Raw genomic sequence first — 24066 nt, 5'->3', positions numbered from 1 at the left:
CATGAGTCATCGCGCAGCGCGCCACCGCCGTGGCCGCTGTCGATATGCGCCAGCCAGGCGGAAGCCGGCCAACATCAGGACGAAGATACGGAGGCACCCTCCGCTTAACAAGGGCCGCCGAAAAATATTTGGAATTCGTCAAAAGCCCGTGCGCCGACAACGCGATGCAGCCCTGCGGGGGTCCGACAAGGGTTCAATCTAACCAATTCGTGATCTACATTGGCCGCATGGACGACCACGCCGACCCCATTCGAAAGCCCCGTGCCGACGCCGTGCGCAATCGCGAGCGCGTGTTAGAGGCGGCCAAGCACGTGTTCAATGCCGGCGGCCCGGAGGCCAGCCTGGAAGCCGTCGCCAAGCGCGCCGGCGTCGGCATCGGCACGCTCTATCGGCATTTTCCGACGCGCGAGGATCTGTTCGAGGCGGTGTACCGGCGCGAGGTCGAACAGCTCAGCGAGCTTGCCGAACATTTGCGAACCGCCAAGGACCCGGTCGACGCGCTTCGCCGCTGGCTGCGCTCAGGTGTCGAATTCGTCGCCACCAAAAAGGGGATGGTGGCAGCCCTGGCGCTTGCGGTGCAAAGCGGGTCCGAGCTGCACGCCTTCTCGTTCGATCGCCTGACCAAGGCGACCGGCTCGCTGCTCGACCGCGCAGTTTCGGCCGGCGAGTTGCGCGCCGACATCGGTCCCGAGGACCTGCTGCGCGCGTTCTTCGGCATGTGCTACATCCACGACCAGCCGGGCTGGCAGTCAACCGCACTGCGGCTCCTCGACGTGTTCGTCGACGGCCTGCGGGTGCAGCCGGCGGGCAAGGCCAGGACAGGGCTCAGCAAGGCGCGCGCCGCCAGGCCCGCCAAACCCGCGGTGAAACCCAAGCGATAGCGCCGCCGTATTTCCCTGAGGTCATGCTAGGATCAGCATCACCGGGATTTCAACGCGGAGCCTGTCATGCGCATTGCCGCCTTGCTCGTCGCCATCAGCCTTGTCTTCGGCTGCACCGCAGCCCTCGCCGACGATGTCGCCGCTGCACAGGGCGTCATCCGTGCCCAGGAGCAGGCTCTTGCGCGTGACGATGCGGCCGCGGCCTATTCCCATGCCGCACCGGCGATCAAGGAGATTTTCTCCGCGCCCGACGTCTTCATGTCGATGGTGCGAAGCGGCTACGCGCCGATCTACCGGCACAAGAGCTTCGAGTTCGGCGAGAGCAAGATCGAGGGCGGCTGGATCGCGCAGCGCGTTCATATCATCGACGCCAATGGCGAAGCCTGGATCGCGCTGTACACGCTCGAGCAACAGCCGGACGGCAGCTACAAGATCACCGGCTGTTCGCTGCTGAAGGCGGGACAGGCGGTCTAGGTCGCGAAACCCGGGCCGGTTCTGACCGAGCCCATCCGTGAGCGGATCAAGAGCAGCACGACGATGGCGATGTTCAGCGCGTTCCAGGCCACGCCGTTGGTGAACGCCGCGGCATACGAGCCGGTGGCATCGAAGATCACGCCCGACACCCAGCCGCCGAAGGACATGCCGAACACGGAGGCGAAGATCACGATGCCGACGCGCGTCGCCGCCTCGCTCGCCGGCATCGCCTCGCGCACGATGATGGCGTAGCTCGGCACGATGCCGCCCTGGAACAGGCCGAACATCGCGGAGATGAGATAGAGCGAGGTAAGGCTGTCGAAGAACAGATAGAACACCAGCGCAAAGCCCTGCGCCAGCGATCCGACCAGCAGCGTGCGGATGCCGCCGATCTTGTCGGCGAGATAGCCGGAGCCGATCCGGCTGATGATGCCGCAAGCCATCATCAAGGACAGCATCTCGGCGCCGCGCGCCACGCCGTAGCCGAGATCGCCGCAATAGGCGACGATATGCACCTGCGGCATTGCCATGGCGACGCAGCAGGAGATGCTGGCGATCGAGAGCAGCACCGTCAGCGTGTTGGTCGAAAGCTTGAGATCGACGCGGGGCGGCGGCGCATTGGCGTGATCTCGGATATGGTCGTCGCCCATCTGCGCGCGCAGGACAAGGACCAGCAGCGCCATCGTGCTGGCGCAGACGATGCCGATGCCGATATGGGTGTAGCGCCAGCCGATCGTTTCCGTCCCCCAGCTCACGATCGGCGGCCACATCGTCCCGGCGACATAATTGCCGCTGGCGACGATGGTCACGGCAAGGCCGCGATAGCGCTCGAACCAGTGCGAGGCTTCCGCCATCAGCGGCGCGAAGGTCGCGGACGTGCCGAGGCCGATCAGGAAATAGGCGGCGACGAACTGCCAGAGCTGGGTCGACAAGCCTGCGAGCACATTGGCGATGCCGAGAAAGGCGATGCTGATCGCCATCGCGAGCACGATGCCGAACCTATCGGTGATCTTGCCGGCGATCACGCCGCCGAGCCCGAAGCCGAACATCATCAGCGTGAAGGCCAGCGACACCGCGCCGCGCGTGGCACCGAATTCGGCCTGCACCACGGGAATCACGACCACGACCGCCCACATGCCGACGGCACCGATCGAGCCGATCACAAGCGCAAGGACGAGACGCACCCAGGCCTGACGGGAGTCAGGGGTGAAGGACGCAGGTGTTTGGCCTGAATGATTTGGTGCGTGCACGGGGCGGACCATGACCCTCAGAATGTCGCATGGTCAAGCATCGTGGCGCGATATTGGGCATGCGCGGTGCACTGCGGTAATAAGCTCTTGGCGAGCGCGTCTTTTGCCATTAGTTTGCAATCAGCGTGTGCAACATTGCCGCGCGGAACACTTTGTCGGCCGAATGTTGCTGCGATTGACACGATCGATGCGGATCAGGGTGGGGCGGATCATCGCCCTCGCCTATCTGTTCTGCGTGCTCGCGCCGGCGGCAAGCCTTGCCTGGGGCAGCGGCCCGGCGCCGTGTCTTGATGAATCCTTGCTGGCGGATGCCATGCCGGTGCATCACCAGATGGCGGCGGCTCACGCGCATGGCGGCGCGATTCACGACCATGCACACGCCCAGCAGCAGACCGCCGCGCAGGATGCACCTGCTTCGCATCATCACGGCGGCAAGGGAGCCGTCGGGCCCTGCTGCGCGATGATGTGCGTGAGCGCGTTGCCGGCCGATCTTCCCAGCGTCGCCAAGCCGCTTCTGCCCGTCTCCGCCTGCGCGCCCGAGATCGTGGCCAGCCTGCACAGCGCGGTGCCGCCCCTGCACTACCGCCCTCCCATCGCCTGATCTGACGCGTCGATTTCGGGCCGTTGCGCGCGTTTGCGCGCGCGGACCTGTGGTCTTTCAGATCAGGGATAAATCATGCTTACGCTTTCCGGGGCGGAGTCCGCCGCATCATCTGCTGTGCGTGGACGACACTTTCGATTCCATTGGCCGCTGCTGGCCGCAACCGCGCTGGCGCTGTCCGGCTGCATGCCGGCGACCACGCAGGTCGCGGCCGCCGATCCCGCTGATCCCGCGGCGAAGGTCGCGCCTGTCGGCTATCGGTCGACCATCTCGCCCTACACCGGCCTGCGGCCTGCGGCGCCGGCCCCGTGGCGCGGCCGCAACGACGCGGTGACGCCGCAGCCGAAGCAAGACAAGTAGGAGCGCGCCATGACACGCCATCTTGCGCGAGGCCTGCTCGTCCTCACCGCGTTCAGCGTCTCCGGCTGCGCCGCCTTCTCGCCCGACAGCGGGATGAACGCAGTCTCCGAGCTGACGAGCCAGACCATCAACAAGGACGTCGCCTTCGTGCGAACGGCGGAGGGCGCCGGCGCGGTCGACGCGCGCGTACACCAATTGCTGGCGCGCACGCTGAGCGTCGACAGTGCCGTGCAGATCGCGCTGCTCAACAACAAGGGGCTGCAGGCGGCCTATAACGAGCTTGCCTTGGCGGAGACTGATCTGGTCGAGCAGAGCCTGCCGCCCAACCCGGTGTTTTCGATCTCGCGCATCACGGGCAATGGCGCCAGCGAGATCGAGCGCCAGGTGGTCGGTGACATCCTCGCGCTCGCCACCCTGCCGTTCCGCTCCGACATTGCCCGCGAACGCTTCCGCCAGGCCCAATTGCGCGCCGCTTTGGCGACGCTGCGCCTCGCCGCCGACGTCCGCCGCACCTATGTACGCGCCGTCTCAGGCAACGAGATGGTGGCGCTGCTGACGGACGCGAAGGCGACGGCGGAATCGACCGCACAGCTCGCCGTCAAGCTCGGCGAGACCGGCTCCCTCAACAAGCTGGACCAGGCCCGCGAGCAGGTGTTCTACGCCGAGACCACCGCCGACCTCGCCACCGCGCGACAGACGGCGGCGAGCGCACGCGAAAGGCTGGCGCGCCTGATGGGGCTGTGGGACGGCGGCCTCGACTTCCGTCTGCCCAACCAATTGCCGCCGCTGCCGCGCCGGCCGCAGGCCCTGCCTGGAATCGAAGCCGACGCGGTCGGCCATCGCGTCGACCTGCAGATCGCGCGGCTCGAGCTGAACGCGCTGGCGAAAGCGCTGAACCTCACCGAGGCAACGCGTTTCGTCACCCTGCTCGATCTCGCCGGCATCTCCCGCCGCACCCAGGACCCGGAAGGAGCGCCATTCCGCGAGCGCGGCTTCGACGTCCAATTCCAGATCCCGATCTTCGACGGCGGCGAGGTGCGGGTGCGGCAGGCGGCGGAAACCTACAATCTCGCCTTCAACCGCCTCACCGAGCGCGCCGTCAACGTGCGCTCCGAGGCGCGCGATGCCTATCGCGTCTATCGCTCGACCTACGACATCGCCGGCCACTACCAGCGCGAGATCATCCCCTTGCGCAAGATCATCACCGAGGAGATGCAGCTGCGCTTCTCCAGCATGCAGGTCGACATCTTCGCGCTGCTCACCGAGGCGCGGCAGCGCCTGGCGTCGCTGCGCGGTGCGATCGACGCCAGGCAACGATTCTTCCTCGCCCAAGCCGACTTGCAGACCGCCGTCAACGGCGGCGGGGCGCCGGCCGCCGGCGGCGACAATCCAACCACCATCGCCGCGGCAGCACCTGCCGATGGCGGCGGCCACTGAGATGGAGACCAGGATGTTTTCCCGCCGAGGATTTTTGGGGACCGCCGCGCTGGTCGGCGCATCCGCGGTTCAAGGCCGCGTGCAGGCCGCGTCGATTCCGGAAGCCCCAACCATGGACAAGGTGGTGATGCAGCCGCCGCTGCACCCGATCAGCGGGCCCGACTATCGGCCCGTCGTCACGCTGAACGGCTGGTCGCTGCCGTTCCGCATGAACGGCGACTGGAAGGAATTCCATCTCGTCGCCGAGCCCGTGGTGCGCGAATTCGCCGAAGGCATGAAGGTCAATCTGTGGGGCTATAACGGCCAGTCGCCGGGCCCGACGATCGAGGCGGTCGAAGGCGACAAAGTCCGCATCTTCGTGACCAATCGCTTGCCCGAATACACCACCGTGCACTGGCACGGAATGATCATCCCGAGCGGCATGGACGGCGTCGGCGGCTTGAACCAGCCGCACATCGATCCCGGCAAAACCTTCGTCTACGAGTTCGAGATGAGGAAGAGCGGGACTTTCATGTACCACCCGCATTCCGACGAGATGGTGCAGATGGCGATGGGCATGATGGGCATGGTCGTCGTGCATCCGCGCGACCCGAATTTCCGGCCCGTCGACCGCGACTTCGTCTTCGTGATGAGCACCTATCGCGTCGACCCCGGCACTTATCTGCCGCATGTCAACGAGATGACCGACTTCAACATGTGGACCTGGAATGCGCGGGTGTTTCCCGGCATCGATTCCCTGGCCGTGCGGCTCGGAGACAAAGTGCGCGTGCGCATCGGCAATCTCAGCATGACCAACCATCCGATCCATCTGCACGGCCACAGCTTCGCGGTGACATGCACCGACGGCGGCTGGGTGCCGGAGAGCGCGCAATATCCGGAGACGACGACCGACGTGCCGGTCGGTGCCGTCAGGGTGTTCGACGTGCTCGCCGACAATCCCGGCGACTGGGCGTTCCACTGCCACAAGTCGCACCACACCATGAACGCGATGGGGCACGACGTGCGCAACCTGATCGGCGTGTCGCGCAAGGATCTCGCCAAGGCCGTCGGCAAGCTTGCGCCCGACGGCATGGCGATGGGCTCGACCGGCATGGCGATGGGCAACATGGAGATGCCCGCACCCGACAACACGCTGCCGATGATGACGGGCACCGGCCAGTTCGGCCCGATCGAGATGGGCGGCATGTTCACGGTGATGAAGATCCGCGAGGACCTTGCGCGCAACGATTACCGCGATCCCGGCCCGTACAAATTCCCGCAAGGCACCGTCGCCTACGAGGTCGCGGCACCGGCCGCGGAGCCGGCACGGCAGCGGCCGGACGGCCCGCCGATGAAACACAAGATGTGAGCGTTTCGATGAACCACCAACTGGAGATGACGATGAAGACGATCAAACTTGGCCTCGCGCTGCTCGCGCTGTCCGCTGCGCCGGCCCTCGCGCACGACAAGCACACTCATGCGACTTTTTCGGCCGGCGAGCCCGGCGATCCCAACAAGCCCGCGCGCACCATCGAGATCCTGCTCAACGAGATGGACTACGCACCCGCCCGGATCGAGGTCAAGCGAGGCGAGCAGATCCGCTTCGTGCTGCGCAATGTCGGCAAGGAGGACCACGAATTCCTGCTCGCCACCACCAATGAGAATCTCGCGCATGCGGTGGAGATGAAGAAGCATCCGCACATGGAGCACGACGATCCCAACGGCGTGCGCCTCGCCCCGAGCAAGACGGCGGAGGTCCTCTGGAAATTCAGCAAGCCCGGGACGTTCGAATATTCGTGCCTCATTCCCGACCACCGCGACAACGGCATGGTTGGCCACGTCACCGTCAAGTAACGACAAGGAGCTCCCATGACCCGCATCATCAATATCACCGCCGCGCTGGCGCTGACGCTGGGCGTGAGCACCGCAGCCGTTACCACCACGGCCCTCGCGGCCGGGGCTGCTGCGATCAGCGGCGAGGTCAAGAAGATCGACGAGGGCGCCGGCAAGATCACCCTCAAGCACGGACCGGCCAAGAGCCTCGGCATGGATGACCCCATGACCATGGTCTATCGCGTCAAGGACCCCGCCATGCTCAAGCAGGTCAAGGTCGGCGACAAGGTGACCTTCGAGGCCGAGGAGGCGGCGTCGGGGTATACGGTGACCAAGATGGAGAGGGCGAAATAGGGCCCTCCTCCCATTGTCATTCCGGGGCGCGCCGCTTGGCGCGAGCCCGGAATCCATTCATCGACCAACTCCGCCGCCCGATGGATTCCGGGTTCGGCTCTGCGAGCCGCCCCGGAATGACGGGCTAAATCGGCCCGGTCCGCTCCTCTTCCGCCCCTCCGTTAACCCTTTGCTAACCATACACCCGGCAAGAATTGCCGAGTGAAGTCGAGTGTCGTCGGCCGCGTAGAACGGGAGGAACCCCGTGGACGCCAGTGCGGTGCCTCACTTTCGAAACGGCGGCCCATCGGCCGCCGCGCAGACGTTTGGGGCGCGCGGACGGCAGTCGCGCGGGGAGGCAGCTACCATGGTCGACGTCACCGCGGGACAGGGCGTAGGCACCGCAAGACCTGGCATCCCCTCCCTCAACGAGATCGTCACCATCCTCAGGCGCGGCGATATCGCGCTGGCGCTCGGCATTCTCACCATCCTGGTGGTGCTGATCCTGCCGCTGCCCGCGATCGTGCTGGACCTGTTCCTGGCGATCTCGATCACGCTCTCGATCCTGATCCTGATGACGTCGCTGTTCATCCAGACGCCACTGGAATTCTCGGCCTTCCCAACCGTGCTGCTGATCTCGACCATGCTGCGGCTGTCGCTCAACATGGCTTCGACCCGCCTGATCCTGTCGCACGGGCACGAGGGCACGGCGGCCGCCGGTCACGTCATCGAGGCCTTCGGCAGCTTCGTGATGGGCGGCAATTTCGTCATCGGCATCATCGTCTTCGCCATCCTGATCATCGTCAATTTCGTCGTCATCACCAAGGGTTCGGGCCGTATCGCCGAAGTCGCCGCCCGCTTCCACCTCGACGCCATGCCCGGCAAGCAGATGGCGATCGACGCCGACCTGTCCGCCGGACTGATCGATGAGAACGTCGCCAAGCACCGCCGCAAGGAGCTGGAGGACGAGAGCGGCTTCTTCGGCGCCATGGACGGTGCCTCCAAATTCGTCCGGGGCGATGCCATCGCCGGCCTTCTGATCGTCTTCATCAACGTCGTCGGCGGCATGATCATCGGGGTAGCGCAGCAGGGCATGTCGTTCGCCGACGCGGGGCGCAGCTACACGCTGCTCACGGTGGGTGACGGCCTCGTCACCCAGGTGCCGGCGCTGATCGTCTCGACCGCGGCCGGCCTGCTCGTCTCCAAGGCCGGCGTCTCGGGCGCTGCCGACAAGGCGCTGATGAAGCAGTTCTCCGGCTATCCGCAGGCGCTCGCGATGTCCTCCGCGGTGATGCTGGTGCTGGCGGCGTTGCCGGGCATTCCGACCCTCCCGTTCCTGGCGCTCGGCACCGGCGCCGGCGCGCTGGCCTGGAACGCCCGCAACCGCAACCGCGTCACCGCCAAGGCCGAAGAAGCCGCCAAGGCCGCGCCTGCGGCCGGCCAGCCCGGCGCACCCGGCGCTGCCGCGACCGAGGAGCCGATCTCCGCCGCGCTCAAGATCGACGACCTCAAGATCGAGCTCGGCTATGCGCTGCTGCCGCTGGTCAACGGTCCCGACGGCACCGACCGCCTCACCGAGCAGATCAAGGCGCTGCGCCGCTCGCTCGCGATCGAGATGGGCTTCGTGATGCCGGCGGTGCGTATCCTCGACAACGTCCAGCTCGAGGCCAACACCTACATCATCAAGATCAAGGAGGTCGACGCCGGCACCGGCAAGATCTGGCCGAACCAGTTCATGGTCATGGACCCCGGCGGCAGCCAGGTGCAGGTGCCCGGCATCCACACCACCGAGCCGACCTTCGGCCTGCCCGCGACCTGGGTCGATGCCAGCCTCAAGGAGGAGGCCTCGCTCAAGGGCTACACCGTGGTCGACGCCGCGACCGTGCTCTCGACCCATCTCACCGAGCTGCTCAAGGCCAACATGTCGGACCTGTTGTCCTATGGCGAGGTGCAAAAGCTGCTCAAGGAGCTGCCGAAGGAGCAGAGCGAGCTGGTCAAGGACATCGTGCCCGGCCAGGTCACGGTCTCCGGCATCCAGCGCGTGCTGCAGCTCTTGCTCGCCGAGCGCATCTCGATCCGCGACCTCTCGACCATCCTCGAAGGCATCGCCGACTCGCTGGCCTTCTCGCGCAATCCCGCGACCATGGTCGAGCACGTCCGCGCCCGCCTCGCTCGCCAGATCTGCGCGCAAAACACCTCCTATGCCGGCTACCTGCCGCTGATCGCGCTGTCGGCGAAATGGGAGCAGGCCTTCGCCGAATCCATCATCGGCCAGGGCGAGGAGCGCAGCCTTGCGATGCAGCCCTCGAAACTGTCGGAATTCATGACCGCCGTGCGCGAAGCCTTCGAGCGCGCCGCGCGCGAGGGCGAGGCGCCGGTGCTGGTCACCTCCGCTGCAATTCGCCCGTTCGTCCGGTCCCTGGTGGAGCGGTTCCGGGCCCAGACCACGGTGCTGTCGCAGGCCGAAATCCACCCCAGGGCGAGGTTGAAAACGGTCGGAAGCGTCTGATTTGCCTTAAGAAGCCGTGTGTTTTTCGGCCACAGGCAAATGGTTTTTGAGTTCCAGGCGCCTTGTGGACCAAACGCAGACAAGGCGCCCGACCAGCACATTACAGCTTTGAAATAATTGCCGAAATTTACGATCAAGGGGTTTTCTTGATCGCGATCTTTCACGTCCTGTCACGCTCTTGTGATGGCCACTTGGGAACGAATCCCCCCAATACTAGGTTGTTGGGCACCGGAAGCATGAACCTGCCCAACGACGCAGGCGACTACTTCGGGTAGATGGCGGCAGGAGCCTTCCATGAACCACTCGATTTACAGCGCAGATCGCTCGACCCATTTGAAAATCGTGGTCGTTGCCCTTGTTGCCGGTATCGCGGTTGCGGGCCTTGGCATCACTGCGCGCACGACGAGTTCGGACGAAGGCCTCACCCAGACCGCCCGCGTCATGAAGGCCGGCAAGCCGGTCACCATCACCAGCGCGAACACCTCGCTCGTTCGCTGAGGAGACACGAGTTTTTTGAATTCACGCGGCTCTTTACCAGCCCCCCAAAGTCGCCACGTGGATATGTAGACGACCCCAACCCCAAGTCGACTACAGAAAGCGCCCGCCCCCCACGGGCGCTTTCTCATGTCTGGGGTAGCGATCCATTCAGTTGCGCCTCTTAACCCATCATTGTGAGCGTCCCTCTCGTGTCCCGGACGCGCTGCAACGCTGTTCGCGTTGCTGCGCAGAGCCAGGACCTAGGAAGCTGCATGGTTCGCTGCCACATGGGCCCCAGCTCTGCAGCGCACCGTCGAAGGGACGCTGCGCTGCGTCCGGAGCACGAGAGCGGGGAGTGTGGGCCCACCTGGTTCGACATCGTCATGGCGAGCGCAGCGACTTGTCCGCTAGAGCCTCTTGGCGAAGGCGGAAGCAATCCAGAATCTCTCCGCAGCGGCAGTCTGGATTGCTTCGTGACAAGGGCTCCTCGCAATGACGGAGCAAGGCGCAGCAGCGCATTTTCCAACTTGCATTTGGCTTGAAAACACATTGCTCGCAGGCACACTTTTGCATTCTCGCGGCTCATCTCGCCCGAGCTTTTGCTTCGTTGCCTTGCCCTCGAATGAACAAGGGCGCAGGGAAGGCCGGGAGCCGGTTGGCTCCCGTGGACCGCCATGCCAAAAGCAGACTGCGTGTGCTGCGCATAGCGGAGAACAGGGCAACCGGAGACATCCCGGCCTTCCCTGCGCAGTGGTTGGAACGGCTTATGTCGCGCTCTCCTCGGGAGCGTTGCACTATTGCCCCGTCGCCTTGCGGATGGCTGATGTGTGGCCCGGTCGGGCCCGCACATCACCACAAGACTTGACGCCAGACTGCGGGCGTCAGGACCACACGATTTTGCCGTACGCTGATGGCACCGGTCGTGTGCGCGACGGCTCTGCTCACGGTTGCCCGCCCTGCAAAAGCCCTTCGCGCCGGTATCATCGGCGCCCACCGCCGCCCGGCCCGCGTTCGTGACGATCGCGATACGCCCCTTGTCCTTGGGCCGGGTTGCCGCGATGGATACGCGCTTTCCGAATTTCGGTAAAGTGGAATATTTTTCGCGGCGTGCGTTGACCTAGGGCTCGCGTGTTTTGCCCGTCGGGCAACGCAAGGGCTGGTAGGGGAGCAGCGAGACTACCGCGCGCCATAGCTCGGCGGCGGTGCCTGCACGATCGGCGCGGCCGCCGCAAACAGCTCTTCCCTGCTCCCGGTGAGCGGCGGATAGATGCGCTTGCGGTTGATGATGTGCTTGGTCGCCTTCGCGGCCGCGCCGGTGGCGCGCACCTCGCGATCCCAGCCTTCGGTATAGAGCGCCCCCCAGCCGCCGAGATCGAGCACGGTGACGTACCAGTCGATCCGCAGCGGCAGCATCGGCAAGCCGGCGAGATCGGCGACCACGTTGTGACCGGCGAAGCGGCCCATGGGCCGCGCGAACTGGCAGGACATCACGGTCGGATGCAACCCGTCGACCACGCTCGATGCGACATCGCCGGCCGCGAACACGCCGCCGACATCCGCGACCCGCATGAACGGATCGACGAGGAGACGCCCGAGGTGATCGCGCGCCTCCGGAAAGCTCGCCGCCAGGGGGCTCGCACGCATTCCGGCGCACCAGATCACGGTTTGCGCCGGAATGAACTCGCCCGAGCTCAGGTGCATGCCCGCGGCCTCGACCGACACCACGCGCACCCCGAGCCGCGTCTCGACCTCCAGCGCGGCCAAGGCCGTCTCGATGACGGGTTGCGCATGCACTCCAATGGTGGCGCCGACCGCTGGATTGGGATCGACCAGGATGATGCGGCGGCTGCCCCTGATGCCGGCACGCGCGAGCCTCGCGGGCATCTCAGCCGCAACCTCGATGCCGGTGAAGCCGGCGCCGACCACCACCACCGTCGAACGCCCCGGCGAGGGCGCGCTGCGGCCGAGCGAAACGAGATGATCGTCGAGGCGGAGCGCCGCGGCATAGGTGTCGACGTCGAAGGCGTGCTCGGCAAGACCGGGAATGTCGGGACGCATCACCTCACTGCCGAGCGCCAGCACGAGGCGGTCGTAGTGCAGCATCTCCTCGCCGCCGGCCGTGACCAGCGAGATTTTTCGCCGGGCCGGGTCGATAGCCTCGACCTCGCCGATACCGTGGCTGATACCGATCGGATCGAGCAGTTGCGCCAGCGGCAGCGCGACCTCATCGAGATCGGCTTCATAGTTGCGGACGCGGATGTTGTGATAGGGGTTGCGGTCGACGAGATGGATCTCGATGACGCCGTTCGCGCCGATCTCGTCGCGCTTGCGCGCGGCGCCGATGGCTGCCCACAGGCCTGCAAAGCCGGCGCCGAGCACGACGATACGCGCCATGTCCGCCTACTACACTTTCCAAAGCAATCCCGCGGTCCGCCCGCGCGGGCGAATATAGCTCACTAGCCCGCATCGACCAACTGCACCACCGCCGCGCCGCTGCACAAAGTCGCGAGCTCACGCCTCGCGCAATTCCGACGGCGTCGCGCCAAAGCGCTTGCGGAAGGCGCGATTGAAATAGGAGAGATCGGCGAAGCCCGAGGAATGCGCGATGTCGCTGATCTTGCGCGCCCGGGCGCGGGGATCACCGAGCAGCTTGCGCGCCTGCAGGAGGCGCTGCTCCAGCACGAATTCGGTGAAGGTGGTGCCGGCCTGCTCGAACAGGCGCTGCGCCTGGCGCGGGCTGAGGCCCGAGCGTGTCGCTATCTCGGACAGGCAGAGATCGTTGCGGCCGAGCGCGGCCATCACGTCGGCGCGCATGAGGTCGAGGCGCGCCGCCGCATGTCCGCGGCCGCGAGCGAGGCTTGCATGCTCGGCATCGGTGCCGAGCAGGAGGCCGACGAGATCGACCATGTGCTGCGCGGTGAGACGCTGGCCCACCGCGTCGAGATGCGGCGCGTGATTGGCGGCGAGCGCGTGGTAGCGAAAGATGGTCTCGGCGACCGCGCCGTCGACGAGCAGCTGAGAGAGCTTGTCCTCGGCACGCGGATTGATCTCGAGCAGCGCACGGCGCGGCATGCGGATGGTGGTGAAGCGGTCCTCAATGGTGTGGCCGACGGTGCCAGTGATGCTCATGTCGACGAGCACCATCTGGGCGGGCGCAAGCTCCACGGTGTGGCCGTTCTGCCCGACGCGGACGAGGCCCGCATGGGCGGCGATCAGGACGAGGTCGTCGCTGCCGTCGGCGAGGTGGCTCTGGGTGCGGGAATATTGCGCGGAGGCGCCTTCCGGAATGGCGAGCGTAATGTTGTCGACCACGCTGACCTGAAGCCGGCAATCGATGCTGTCGCCCTGGCTCGGCCCGATATCGAGGCCGCAGGCGCCGAAGGCCCGCTCGCGCCAATGCTCGAACGCCGGGCCGTGCGGCAGGCCGGTGTAGTGGTGAACGAAGATGCCGGGCGTTTTCGCTGCATCCATCTGATTTCCAGCCCCTCTTTCGGCTCCGCGATCGGCGGCGCCGACTGCAATTTCCGGGGATTTGACGCCGCAAATTGCCGTGAGGTTCAAATCAGGGACGGTTTCGGGGGGAGTTGTCGGGATACGACGGCGGGATGGACCGTGGCGACAGGACGAACCTGGTCGCTTGTCGCCCCGTAGGCTCCATCCGGGCTACGGCACCTACTACTTCGCGGGGGCCTGCGGCTGCGACGGCGGCACGGTCTCGATCAGCTTGCCCGAGAACACCGGGGCGGAGGTCGGCCGGCCGTCGGGCGAGCCGCCTGATTGCTCGACGGTGACGGCGTAGGTCGCGCCGTTGACGACCTCGGCATCATAGGCGGCGAGCAGCGGACGCGCGGTGAAATCGCTGGAGCCGATCACGCCGAGCGAGCGCGGGCGCGGCAGCTTGTCGGAGATCAGCCAGAGCTCGAAGCTCTTGCCGGGCTCCGGCGTCGCGCCGACCTTGCGCACCGTGAAGTTCTTGGTCGCACCGTCGACGGTGAGAATGAAGGCGGGGCCGCCGGCCTGGCCCTGCAATAGCGCGACATATTGCGCCGACGCGGTGAGCGGCGCGCCCGGCGTCTTCACTTCCACGGTCTGGATGCGCGGCGCGGGACGCAAGGCGCCCGGCAGCGCATCGGGCAGGAAGATCTGAAGCGACAGCGTGACGAGCAACGCCGCGGCGAGGGCGCCGGCGACGGATGCGATGGAGCGCCAGCGCTTTACGCGACCCTCGAGGCGGATCACGTTGCCATCGTCGACGACCGGCGCCTGCGGCGCGCGGACCAATGCGAGATCCGGCGCATGGACTTGCGGAATGAATTGCGGCGCGACGTCGGGAAGCGCGTCGGATTCGGGGCGCGGAATTTCCGGCGGCCCGGCTTCGGCAGGCGGCTCCGCCGGGGTCTGCGCGGCCTCGATCGCAGGCTCCGCCCTCTCCGAAGCGGGCAGCTCCAGTGCAGGCGGAGGCGGCGGCGAAGTCTCCGCAAGCGCCGGCGACTGCTGCGCCGGCGCCGTGCGCGCGATCTCGGACCTGATGTTCTCCCATACGATCGGACGCGGCTCGACCGAGCCGACCATCTGGTTGAGGACGCCGAGCCGATAGGACCACGCCTGCACGATCGCGGCGAACGCCTCGTCCACCGCCATCATGGTCTCGACCTGCGCGCGCTCGTCGGCGTCGAGCGTGCCGAGCGCATATTCCGCGGCGAGCGCGATATGGTCCTCCGAATAGGCCATCACATGCAGTCCAGAACCACCCTCACAATGAACACCCTCATAGTCCGAGGCATTCGCGAATATCCAACATGCTGCGCCGCAGCCACGTCTTCACCGTGTTGACCGGGGCTGAGAATTTCTCCGCCAATTGCTCGCGGCTCCAGCCGTTGTAATAGGCAAGAAGCACGAGCCGCTGACGGTCCGGCTCGAGCCGGCCGACGCATTCCAAGAGCCGCTTCAGCTCTTCGGTCATCTCCCGGCGCGCCAGCGGGTCGGGGCTGTCGGCCGCGACCTCCATCGCCTGAGGCTCTTCCTCGATGGAGACCTCCGACTTCTTGCGCACGATGTCGATCGCACGGTTGCGCGCAATCGAGGCCATCCACGTGATCGGCGACGACAGCGCCGGATCGAACCGGCCGGCACTGTTCCAAATCTTGACGTAGGTCTCCTGAATGACCTCCTCTGCGAGATCCTGTCGGCGCAAGATACGGAGCACGACGCCAAAGAGTTTCGCGCGCGTGGCGGCGTAAAGGCGCTCGAACGCGGCCTGATCGCCCTTCGCCACCGCCTCGATCAACCCGACCAGCTCTGCTGGCGTCAGCATTCAGCCCCCCGACACGCGGCCCGTCGCGTTCCGCGAAAGCCCGGGCACCGCACCACCATAGCGCGCGACAAAGCCGACCACCAAGGGGCGCGGCGCCACGCTGTGGACAGCGCAAGCGAAAACCCGGACCTTGCGGGTCCGGGTTTGGCAAATTCCAGGATGATCTGGCGGATGGTGCCGTTAGGCGACGGCGCCGATGCGGGCGCGCATCAGGCCGATGCTGTCGAGGTCGGCCTGCTCGCGGGCGTTCTCTTCGGCGCGTTCGCGGGCCTGGTCGCGCTCGTCGAGCAGCTCGACCTTCTTCAGCTCCTCGAAGGCCTCGGCCAAAGCGGCCTTGGCTTCGTCGAGCTGGCCCTTGAGCTCGTCGGCCGAGCGGGTCAGGTTCTCGCGGCGCTGGATCGCCGCCTTGGCGTAGGTCGGGTAGGCGAAGTGCGAGGGATCGTTGATCCCGGCACGCTCTTGCTCGGTCTGGATCTCGCGCTCGAGATCGACCGACATCCGCTGGAAATCGGCAATCATGGTCTCGATCTGGGTGACCCGGCGGCGCTTCTCGTCGACCTGAAATTTCTTCAGGCGAATGAGGGTATCTCGTGACTTCATCGACTCATACTCCCCAGAAGTCCCCCCGCTGCACGTGGGACGATACCGGTCACCCCACGGGCCCAATGGGGGCCCAGACCGGTTCTGCTACTCTGTGGGATCGGATGATGACCGGACAAAGTTAGCGTTCCGTTTCCAAATTACCGAGGATGTGAGCCAACTGGCGGTAGCCGTCCGCCAGTGATGCATTTTCGTCCTTGCGCTGGCGCAGGAAGGCCTCCAGCGGCTCGTGCAGGCGGATCGCCTCGTCAACCTCGGGGCTGGAGCCGGCCCGATAGGCGCCGAGCCGGATCAATTCCTCCATGTCGGCATAGGTCGCCATCACCTGGCGCGCCCGCTGGATGACGGGCCAGAATTCCGGATCGGCCGATTTCGGCATGGTCCGGGAGACGGATTTGAGGATGTTGATCGCGGGATAGCGGCCGCGCTCGGCGATCGAGCGCTGCATCACGATGTGGCCGTCCAGGATGCCGCGCACGGCGTCCGCGATCGGCTCGTTGTGGTCGTCGCCGTCGACCAGCACCGTGAAGATCGCGGTGATGGCGCCCTCCCCGAGGCCCGGGCCGGCGCGCTCCAGCAGCTTCGGCAGCTCGGTGAAGACGGTCGGCGTGTAGCCCTTCGCGGTCGGCGGCTCGCCGGCGGACAGGCCGATCTCGCGCTGGGCCATGGCAAAGCGCGTCACCGAATCCATCAGGCAGAGAACGTCCTGGCCCTCGTCGCGAAAATATTCGGCGACCGCGAGCGTCAGATACGCCGCCTGGCGGCGCATCAGCGCCGGCTCGTCGGAGGTCGCGACCACCACGACGGAGCGTGCGAGACCCTCCTCGCCGAGGTCGTCCTGCAGGAATTCCTGCACCTCGCGGCCGCGTTCGCCGATCAGCCCGATGACGCTGACCGCGGCATCGACGTTGCGCGCCAGCATCGACAGCAGCACCGATTTGCCGACGCCGGACCCTGCAAAGATGCCCATGCGCTGGCCGCGGCAACAAGTGAGGAAGGTGTTCATCGCGCGCACGCCGAGATCGAGCGGGCTGCCTACTCGCTTGCGCGAATGCGCCGGCGGCGGCGTGTTGCGGAACGGCATCGGGGACGCGCCTTGCGGCAGCGGGCCCTTGCCGTCGATCGGCTCGCCCAGCGCGTTGACGACGCGGCCGAGCCAGGCGGACGAGGGTCGCACCAGATTGGCGGCGTTGGCGATCACGGCCTTGCAGCCGCGGCGCACGCCATCGAGGCCGGCGAACGGCATCACGACAGCATTGTTGCCGGAGAAGCCGATGACCTCGCAGGGAATCGAACGGTTGGCGCCGGTCTCGATCACGAGCCGCGCGCCGACCGACATCGCGTGAATGGGACCGGCCACCTCGACCATCAGGCCGCGCACGCCGACCACACGGCCATAGATATTGATGCCGTCGATATCGCCGATCTGTTCGGCAAGCGCCTTCATAGCGGGGCCTTCATTAAGGGGCGCACCTTCGTAATCCCCGGGGTCGCGATGCGCGATCCCGGGACTTCACGGTGAAAACCTTAAGTTTCGCCATATTTCTGAACGGCGCTTAACTTCGTGTTTACCCGCATCATTAATCATTGCGTCACTGTCTTTGAGACTGAGCGTGACTCCCCTTCAGAAGAAGGCTGAGTCGCGGGAGTCGGTTAGGCCCGTCTCTTAAAGTGGAACTTGAACGGAGCTGGGTGACGAAAGCTGCTTCTTACGCAAGACCTTAGGGCGATTCGATAAAAATTGCACCCGGGGGACTTGCGTTCCAGAATCAGGATTTGTTAACCATCTGTTGTCAGGATCCGAATCAGTTGTTCAAAGGCGTTTTGTTGAGTGCCGCGAATGCGGCCGACCTGACGCCCAGGAGCGGCGACTATGGGGAACTGGCATGCGCGTTTTGCTGATTGAAGATGACAGCGCCGTCGCGCAGTCGATCGAGCTGATGTTGAAGTCTGAGAGCTTCAACGTCTACACGACCGATTTGGGGGAAGAAGGCGTCGATCTCGGTAAATTATACGATTACGACATTATCCTTCTCGATCTCAACCTGCCCGACATGTCCGGCTACGACGTGCTCAAGCAGCTTCGGGTCTCCAAGATCAAGACACCGATCCTGATCCTCTCCGGCCTCGCCGGCATCGAGGACAAGGTCAAGGGTCTCGGCGTCGGCGCCGACGACTACATGACCAAGCCCTTCCACAAGGACGAGCTGGTGGCCCGCATCCACGCGATCGTGCGCCGCTCCAAGGGCCATGCCCAGTCGGTCATCCAGACCGGCGACCTCGTCGTCAACCTCGACACCAAGACGGTGGAAGTCGGCGGCCAGCGCGTGCATCTGACCGGCAAGGAATATCAGATGCTGGAGCTGCTCTCGCTCCGCAAGGGCACGACCCTCACCAAGGAAATGTTCCTCAACCACCTCTATGGCGGCATGGACGAGCCCGAGCTGAAGATCATCGACGTCTTCATCTGCAAGCTCCGCAAGAAGCTCGCCAACGCCTCCGAAGGCCGCAATTTCATCGAGACCGTGTGGGGCCGCGGCTACGTGCTGCGCGAGCCGCACGAGCACGAAGAGCGCATTCCCGCCTGATCTCCTTTCGTTTACGTCGCGAGCCCGACAGGGCTCGCTCCTCCCAGGCTGGACCCCGCCGCAAATGGCGGGGTTTTGTTTTTGGGGGCATCGCCTCATCTCCGGCTTAACATTTGAACCGCTATGCTTCCCCCGCCGACGAATGGTCGCTGCACGATGGGGGAACGATGATCCTGCAATCACTGGCCGGCCTGCCCGCCTTCCTGGTCTATTTCTGCACCGGGCTGATCGCAATCGTGGCGTATCTGTTCGTCTACACCCGCATCACCGCGCATAACGAGTTCCAGCTGATCCGCGACAACGAGCCGGCCGCCGCGATCGCGCTCGGCCTCAGCCTGCTCGGCTTCGTGGCGCCACTGGTCAGCGCCATCGCGCATTCGGCCAATGTGCTGGACTGCCTGATCTGGGCCATGATCGCGCTGATCGTGCAGGTCATCGTGTTCTTTCTCGTGCGCGTGCCGGTGCCGAACCTGTCCGAACGGATTGCCGCCGGCGAGCTTGCGCCGGCAATCTGGCTCGGCCTGTCCTCGCTCGCGGCCGGCCTGCTCAACGCCGCCAGCATGATCTATTGAGATGGCCGACAAACCCTCCAAAAACGACTTCGGCAAGCGCCGGCCACGCCTGCCACAGCCATTGCCGCTGCCGACCAAGCAGCCGGTGAAGCGCTCCGGCCATGTCGCGCTGTTGGTGATGGGCACGCTCGCGGTCGGCACCACCGCCTACACGATGATGCCGCGGCAGACCTGCGAGCCGACGCCCGGCGCCGTGCCGGGACAGACCACCACGACCTGCACCAGCAGCAGTTCATCGGGCAGCGGCAGCAGTTCGCACTCGTCGCGATCGAGCTTCTTCAGCAGCGACTCGTCGAGCCATTCCTCGTCGGGGACGTCGTCCGATTCCGGCCACAGCAGCGTCAGCCGCGGCGGCTTCGGCTCGTTCGGTCACGGTTTTTCGGGCGGCGGCTAGCGCATGATCCGGAAAAGTGGCCACCGGTTTTCCGACAAGATCATGCGCAGGAAATAATATGCAGCGCATCACCTGCCTGGAGCGCGACGACTGGCGAGAGACCGCGGCGCAATGCGGCTTCGTCTTCCACACCATCGACGGCGAACGCTATTGGGACGAGCGTGCCTATTACGGCTTCACGCTGGACGAGATCGAGCGCGGCATCGAGACGCCGACCGGCGAGATCGACGCGATGTGCCTGGAGCTTGCCGGCCGTGTCATCGGCGAGGAACGCTATTTGCGGCGCCTGCAGATTCCGGAAGCGTTCTGGAGCCTGATCGCCGAGAGCTGGAAGCGCGACGATCGCAGCCTCTATGGCCGGCTCGATCTGAAATACGACGGCAAGTCGCCGGCCAAGCTGCTCGAATACAATGCGGACACGCCGACCTCGATCTTCGAGGCCGCGGTGTTTCAGTGGACCTGGCTCGAACAGGCGATCGAGCGCCGCGTCATCCCGTCGCGTTCCGATCAGTTCAACTCCATCCATGAGCGATTGATCGCGGCATGGAAGGAGATCGCCGGCGGCCGCCATGTCCATCTCACCGGCATCACCGGCAACGAAGAGGACGCCGGCACGCTCGCTTATCTCGAGGACACCGCGCGCCAGGCCGGGCTCTCGACCAGGCTGCTCGACATCGAAGAGGTCGGCTGGCGCGACGAGCCGGGCTGCTTCGTCGATCTCGACGAGAACGACATCGCGCTCGCCTTCAAGCTCTATCCCTGGGAGTGGATGTTCCACGATGCCTTCGGCGCCAAGCTGAAGGACGCAGCCACGCGCTGGATCGAGCCGCCGTGGAAGGCGGTGCTCTCCAACAAGGGCATATTGCCGCTGCTCTGGGAGATGTTTCCGAACCATCCCCATCTGCTGCCGGCGTTCTTCGAGGACGACCCGCGCGCTGCCGAGCTCGGCAGCTCCTATGTTCGCAAGCCGCTGCTGTCGCGCGAAGGCGCCAATGTCACGATCGTATCAGGCGGGATGCTGCTCGACGAGCAGACGGGTCCCTACGGCGCCGAAGGCTTCGTGCGCCAGGCGCTGGCACCGCTGCCGAATTTCTCCGGCTTCTATCCGGTGATCGGAAGCTGGCTGGTGAATCACGAACCGTGCGGATTGTCGATCCGCGAGGACGAGAGCCCGATCACGGGCAATCGTTCGCGGTTTCTGCCGCATGCGATTTTGTGAGCGATGAATTCCTTGCCTTCTCCCCTTGTGGGAGAAGGTGGCGCGAAGCGCCGGATGAGGGGTTCTCCCCACTCGCAAGACTGATCGTGAGGAGAGAACCCCTCACCCGTCTCGCCGCTATCGCGGCGAGCCACCCTCTCCCACAAGGGGAGAGGGAAGAAGAAGCATCTCACCTCGCCGCGGCGAGCTTCAGCGGCTGCGGCATCAACCCGCCCATGGGGCGGCCGGAGCGTGCGGGATTGAGCTGGTAGAGACCGCGGCGCTCGGTGATGGGACGGAACGCATCGGTGATGCCGACGACGGATTCGGCGGCCCCGAGCAGCAGCGTGCCGTCGGCTTCCAGGCCCTTCGCCATCCGCTCGAAGATCACGGCCTTGGTGTCCTGGTCGAAATAGATCAGGACGTTGCGGCAGAAGATCACGTCGAACGTGCCGAGATGGGAGAAGTCCTGCAGCAGATTGAGCTGGCGGAACTGGACCATCGCGCGAATGTCGGCGTTGAGCTGCCACAGCTCGCCGGTTTGCGTGAAATACTTCATCAGGTGCTGGATCGGCAGGCCGCGCTGCACCTCGAACTGGCTGTAGATTCCGGCCTTCGACTTCTCCAGCACCTCCTGCGACAGGTCGGTCGCGACGATCTCGATGCGCCAGCCGGCGAGGGCCGCGCCCATCTCCTTGATGCACATCGCGATCGAATAGGGCTCCTGCCCCGTCGACGACGCCGCCGACCAGATGCGCAAGGATTTGCGCGCCGCGCGAGCCCGGGTCAGTCCCGGCAGAATTGTCTCGCGCAGATGATCGAACGGAATCTTGTCGCGGTAGAAGAAGGTCTCGTTGGTGGTCATGGCTTCGACCACGTCGGTGGCAAGCCGGCCGTCACCGTTCCTGATCTTCAGTACGAGATCGGGAATGCCGGGAAGGTTGGCCTTGCGCGCGAGCGGCAACAGCCGGCTCTCGACCAGATATTGCTTGTCGGGCGACAGATCGAGGCCGGAGCGCTCTTTCAGGAACTTGCGCAGATAGTCGTAATCGACCGGCGTCACGAGCGGTCTCCCGCGAACAGGCGGTTGACCTTGGCGCCGATCTGGTTGAGCGGCAGGACCGCCGCGCAGATGCCGGCATTGGCCGCCGCGCCCGGCATGCCCCAGACCACGCTGGAGGCTTCGTCCTGCGCGATCACGCTGCCGCCGGCGGCTACGATGTCCTTGCCGCCGCGCATGCCGTCCGAGCCCATGCCCGTCAGGATCACGGAGAGGATGCTGCCGTGCCAGATGTCGATGGCGGAGGTGAAGAGAGGATCGACCGCGGGCTTGCAGAAATTGACGGCGGGGCCGTCGTCGAGCGCGATCACGGTGTCCACGCCGCTGCGCGCGACGCGCATGTGCTTGCCGCCGGGCGCGAGATAGATCCGTCCCGGCTTCACCGGCTCGCCGTCGACCGCCTCGGCCGCGGGCTTGCGGCTCGAGCGTGCCAGATGCTCGGCAAGGATGGTCGTGAAGGTCGGCGGCATGTGCTGGGTGATCAGCACGGGGACGCGGTCGATCACGGGGCCGAGCTCGGTGACCAGGGCCATCAGCGCCTGCGGGCCGCCGGTCGAGGAGCCGATCAGCAGCACCTTGGGGGCCTGATTGGAGAAGGGGCGCAGGCTCAGCGCCCCTGACGATGCGGCCGGCGCGGCGGAAGCCGATGCGGGCGCGGCCGGCCGTGCAATCGGACTGCGCAGGGCCGGAGCCGGGCTCGCAGGCGCGAGCGGCGGACTTGCAACCGCGGGCTTGCGGCGCAGCCGCGCGCCGAGATGGCGGATCTTCTGGATCAGGTCGTGATGAAAGATGTCCGCGGCCGACGCCTCGCGCGTCGATTCCGGCTTCGGAATGTAATCGGCCGCGCCGAGCGACAGCGCCTTGAAGCTGATCTCCGCGTTGCGGCGGGTCAGCGTCGAGGCCATGATGATGACGAGATCGCGCTTCTTCGCCAGGAGTTGCGGCAGCGCCGAGATGCCGTCGAGCTCGGGCATCTCGATGTCGAGCACGGCAACGTCGGGGTTGATGCGTTCGAGCTGGTTGACCGCCTCGAGCCCGGTGCGCAGCGAGGCTGCGACTTCCATGTCGTGCTCGGCGCCGACCCAGCGCGAGATCAGACCGCGGATGACGACGGAGTCGTCGACGATCATCACCCGCAGCGGCCCCGCTTCGCGCGAGCCGGTCGTGGTCGAATTACCTGCGAACGCAACACTCATTACTCACCAACTCAGACTGAAAGGAGACAGTTGAAAACAGGCGCCGGAGGATCCGCTCGGCCTCCGGCCGATCGCTTAGATAAGGCCGACTTCCTGGAATTTCGCCGTCACGATGTCCTTGTCGAACGGCTTCATGATGTACTCGTTGGCGCCGGCATGCAGCGCGCGCGCGATATGCGCGACGTCGTTCTCGGTGGTGCAGAACACCACCTTGGGCTGGTCGCCGCCGGGCATGCGCCTGAGATGGCCGAGGAACTCGTAACCATCCATCACGGGCATGTTCCAGTCGAGCAGCACCGCATCGGGCAAGCCGCGCTTGCAGGCCTCCAGCGCCTTCTCACCGTCCTCGGCTTCGAGGATCTGGAAGTCGAGGCCCTCCAGGATCCGGCGCGCAACTTTGCGGATGACGCTGGAATCATCAACGACGAGACAAGTGCGCATCTGAACCTCTGCTTCCTCCCCCTTTTGCGGGGGCACTTCCAATTACCGGCACGTCGGCGGCGAGGCCGCGCTATCAGGCCGCCATCATCTCGGGCGCGAGCTCGAGGACGCGATCGACGTCGAGGACGACCATGAGCTGACCGTCGAGGCGGTGGACACCGCCGGCGAGCTTGGCCATGCGGGGATCGAGGTTCACGGGGTTCTCTTCCATGCCGGCCTCGGGCAGGCGCAGCACCTCGCCGATCTGGTCGATCAGCAGGCCATAGGATTCGCCGCGCAGGTCGACGCCGACCGCCATCGGCACCTTGCCGTCCTCGGGCTGCGGCAGGCCGAGACGGGCGCGCATGTCGACCACGGTGACGATGCGGCCGCGCAAGTTCAGCACGCCCGCGATCTCGCGCGAGGACAAGGGCACGCGGGTGACGCGCTCCGGCATGAACACGTCCTGGACGCGGGAGATCGGCAGGCCGAACAGCTGGCCGCCGATCATCGCGGTGACGTATTCGACCATGGCGCCTTCGGCGGACTGGGTCTTGTTGGTGGCCATAAGCGTATCTCCTGGTCCCGTT

Annotated in this window: 25 protein-coding genes; 14 read left to right on the top strand and 11 right to left on the bottom strand. The window is 65.6% G+C overall.

Annotated elements, in window-relative coordinates; all coding sequences use genetic code 11:
• Positions 1–227 precede the first annotated feature (227 nt).
• Positions 228–881, top strand: a complete 654-nt coding sequence (locus ML401_RS07025) for a TetR/AcrR family transcriptional regulator (protein ID WP_285812637.1) — start codon at positions 228–230, stop codon at positions 879–881.
• 66 nt (positions 882–947) lie between these two features.
• Positions 948–1355, top strand: coding sequence for a DUF4864 domain-containing protein (locus ML401_RS07020; RefSeq protein WP_285810987.1), 408 nt, complete (start codon positions 948–950; stop codon positions 1353–1355).
• On the opposite strand, the gene ML401_RS07015 is transcribed toward ML401_RS07020, so the two are convergent.
• A complete protein-coding gene (locus ML401_RS07015) occupies positions 1352–2617 on the bottom strand; it encodes an MFS transporter (RefSeq protein WP_212068782.1) in 1266 nt (421 codons plus the stop codon). The two genes, ML401_RS07020 and ML401_RS07015, sit on opposite strands and share 4 nt — an antisense overlap.
• A gap of 175 nt (positions 2618–2792) precedes the next feature.
• Between ML401_RS07015 and ML401_RS07010 the strand changes: the two genes are divergently transcribed.
• From ML401_RS07010 to ML401_RS06975, 8 genes are all read left to right on the top strand, one after another.
• Complete coding sequence (locus ML401_RS07010) at positions 2793–3206, top strand: hypothetical protein (protein WP_249132355.1); 414 nt, start codon at positions 2793–2795, stop codon at positions 3204–3206.
• A 75-nt stretch (positions 3207–3281) separates the two neighbouring features.
• Complete coding sequence (locus ML401_RS07005; protein ID WP_285810982.1) at positions 3282–3566, top strand: hypothetical protein; 285 nt, start codon at positions 3282–3284, stop codon at positions 3564–3566.
• A 9-nt stretch (positions 3567–3575) separates the two neighbouring features.
• A complete protein-coding gene (locus ML401_RS07000) occupies positions 3576–5003 on the top strand; it encodes a TolC family protein (RefSeq protein ID WP_211419700.1) in 1428 nt (475 codons plus the stop codon).
• A 13-nt stretch (positions 5004–5016) separates the two neighbouring features.
• Entirely contained in the window at positions 5017–6351 is a 1335-nt protein-coding gene (locus ML401_RS06995) for a multicopper oxidase family protein (protein WP_285810980.1), read from the top strand.
• Between the two features lie 32 nt (positions 6352–6383).
• The gene (locus ML401_RS06990; RefSeq protein ID WP_285810977.1) at positions 6384–6836 is read left to right on the top strand and encodes a cupredoxin family protein; all 453 of its coding nucleotides are present in this window, start codon (positions 6384–6386) and stop codon (positions 6834–6836) included.
• Positions 6837–6851: 15 nt separating this feature from the next.
• On the top strand, positions 6852–7169 hold the full coding sequence (locus ML401_RS06985; protein WP_211419703.1) for a copper-binding protein: 318 nt from the start codon (positions 6852–6854) through the stop codon (positions 7167–7169).
• A gap of 346 nt (positions 7170–7515) precedes the next feature.
• A complete protein-coding gene (gene flhA / locus ML401_RS06980; protein WP_285810975.1) occupies positions 7516–9657 on the top strand; it encodes a flagellar biosynthesis protein FlhA in 2142 nt (713 codons plus the stop codon).
• Positions 9658–9951: 294 nt separating this feature from the next.
• Complete coding sequence (locus ML401_RS06975; RefSeq protein WP_106951440.1) at positions 9952–10155, top strand: hypothetical protein; 204 nt, start codon at positions 9952–9954, stop codon at positions 10153–10155.
• A gap of 1155 nt (positions 10156–11310) precedes the next feature.
• On the opposite strand, the gene ML401_RS06970 is transcribed toward ML401_RS06975, so the two are convergent.
• The 6 genes from ML401_RS06970 to fliI form a co-directional block, all read right to left on the bottom strand.
• Complete coding sequence (locus ML401_RS06970; RefSeq protein ID WP_285810973.1) at positions 11311–12528, bottom strand: NAD(P)/FAD-dependent oxidoreductase; 1218 nt, start codon at positions 12526–12528, stop codon at positions 11311–11313.
• A gap of 117 nt (positions 12529–12645) precedes the next feature.
• Entirely contained in the window at positions 12646–13605 is a 960-nt protein-coding gene (locus tag ML401_RS06965) for an AraC family transcriptional regulator (RefSeq protein ID WP_194406297.1), read from the bottom strand.
• A 204-nt stretch (positions 13606–13809) separates the two neighbouring features.
• Positions 13810–14865 carry an anti-sigma factor domain-containing protein gene (locus tag ML401_RS06960; RefSeq protein ID WP_285810970.1) on the bottom strand — a complete coding sequence of 352 codons (1056 nt, stop codon included), beginning with the start codon at positions 14863–14865 and terminating at the stop codon, positions 13810–13812.
• Positions 14866–14902: 37 nt separating this feature from the next.
• Positions 14903–15448, bottom strand: coding sequence for a sigma-70 family RNA polymerase sigma factor (locus ML401_RS06955; RefSeq protein ID WP_194406295.1), 546 nt, complete (start codon positions 15446–15448; stop codon positions 14903–14905).
• Between the two features lie 180 nt (positions 15449–15628).
• Positions 15629–16048, bottom strand: coding sequence for a flagellar export protein FliJ (fliJ, locus tag ML401_RS06950; protein ID WP_011084990.1), 420 nt, complete (start codon positions 16046–16048; stop codon positions 15629–15631).
• Between the two features lie 121 nt (positions 16049–16169).
• Entirely contained in the window at positions 16170–17495 is a 1326-nt protein-coding gene (gene fliI / locus ML401_RS06945; RefSeq protein ID WP_194406294.1) for a flagellar protein export ATPase FliI, read from the bottom strand.
• 439 nt (positions 17496–17934) lie between these two features.
• Between fliI and ctrA the strand changes: the two genes are divergently transcribed.
• The 4 genes from ctrA to ML401_RS06925 all read left to right on the top strand — a co-directional run bounded on the left by ctrA (position 17935) and on the right by ML401_RS06925 (position 20821).
• Entirely contained in the window at positions 17935–18636 is a 702-nt protein-coding gene (ctrA, locus tag ML401_RS06940) for a response regulator transcription factor CtrA (protein WP_008138878.1), read from the top strand.
• Between the two features lie 167 nt (positions 18637–18803).
• The gene (locus ML401_RS06935; RefSeq protein WP_194408189.1) at positions 18804–19208 is read left to right on the top strand and encodes a DUF350 domain-containing protein; all 405 of its coding nucleotides are present in this window, start codon (positions 18804–18806) and stop codon (positions 19206–19208) included.
• 1 nt (position 19209) lies between these two features.
• Positions 19210–19602 carry a hypothetical protein gene (locus ML401_RS06930; protein WP_259219121.1) on the top strand — a complete coding sequence of 131 codons (393 nt, stop codon included), beginning with the start codon at positions 19210–19212 and terminating at the stop codon, positions 19600–19602.
• A 58-nt stretch (positions 19603–19660) separates the two neighbouring features.
• Positions 19661–20821, top strand: a complete 1161-nt coding sequence (locus ML401_RS06925) for a glutathionylspermidine synthase family protein (protein WP_285810947.1) — start codon at positions 19661–19663, stop codon at positions 20819–20821.
• Positions 20822–20990: 169 nt separating this feature from the next.
• Here the strand turns inward: ML401_RS06925 and ML401_RS06920 are convergent, their stop codons facing one another.
• From ML401_RS06920 to ML401_RS06905, 4 genes are all read right to left on the bottom strand, one after another.
• Positions 20991–21863, bottom strand: a complete 873-nt coding sequence (locus tag ML401_RS06920) for a protein-glutamate O-methyltransferase CheR (RefSeq protein ID WP_211419709.1) — start codon at positions 21861–21863, stop codon at positions 20991–20993.
• Entirely contained in the window at positions 21860–23056 is a 1197-nt protein-coding gene (locus ML401_RS06915) for a chemotaxis response regulator protein-glutamate methylesterase (RefSeq protein ID WP_259219124.1), read from the bottom strand. Before ML401_RS06915 ends, ML401_RS06920 begins: the two co-directional genes overlap by 4 nt.
• Before the next feature lie 75 nt (positions 23057–23131).
• A complete protein-coding gene (locus tag ML401_RS06910) occupies positions 23132–23497 on the bottom strand; it encodes a PleD family two-component system response regulator (RefSeq protein WP_007600538.1) in 366 nt (121 codons plus the stop codon).
• Between the two features lie 73 nt (positions 23498–23570).
• Complete coding sequence (locus ML401_RS06905; protein WP_194406288.1) at positions 23571–24044, bottom strand: chemotaxis protein CheW; 474 nt, start codon at positions 24042–24044, stop codon at positions 23571–23573.
• Positions 24045–24066 lie beyond the last annotated feature (22 nt).

Origin of the sequence: Bradyrhizobium sp. 62B (assembly GCF_030272265.2) — a bacterium.
In the GTDB taxonomy this organism is placed as follows: domain Bacteria; phylum Pseudomonadota; class Alphaproteobacteria; order Rhizobiales; family Xanthobacteraceae; genus Bradyrhizobium.
This window is presented reverse-complemented; position numbering and strand designations above follow the sequence as displayed.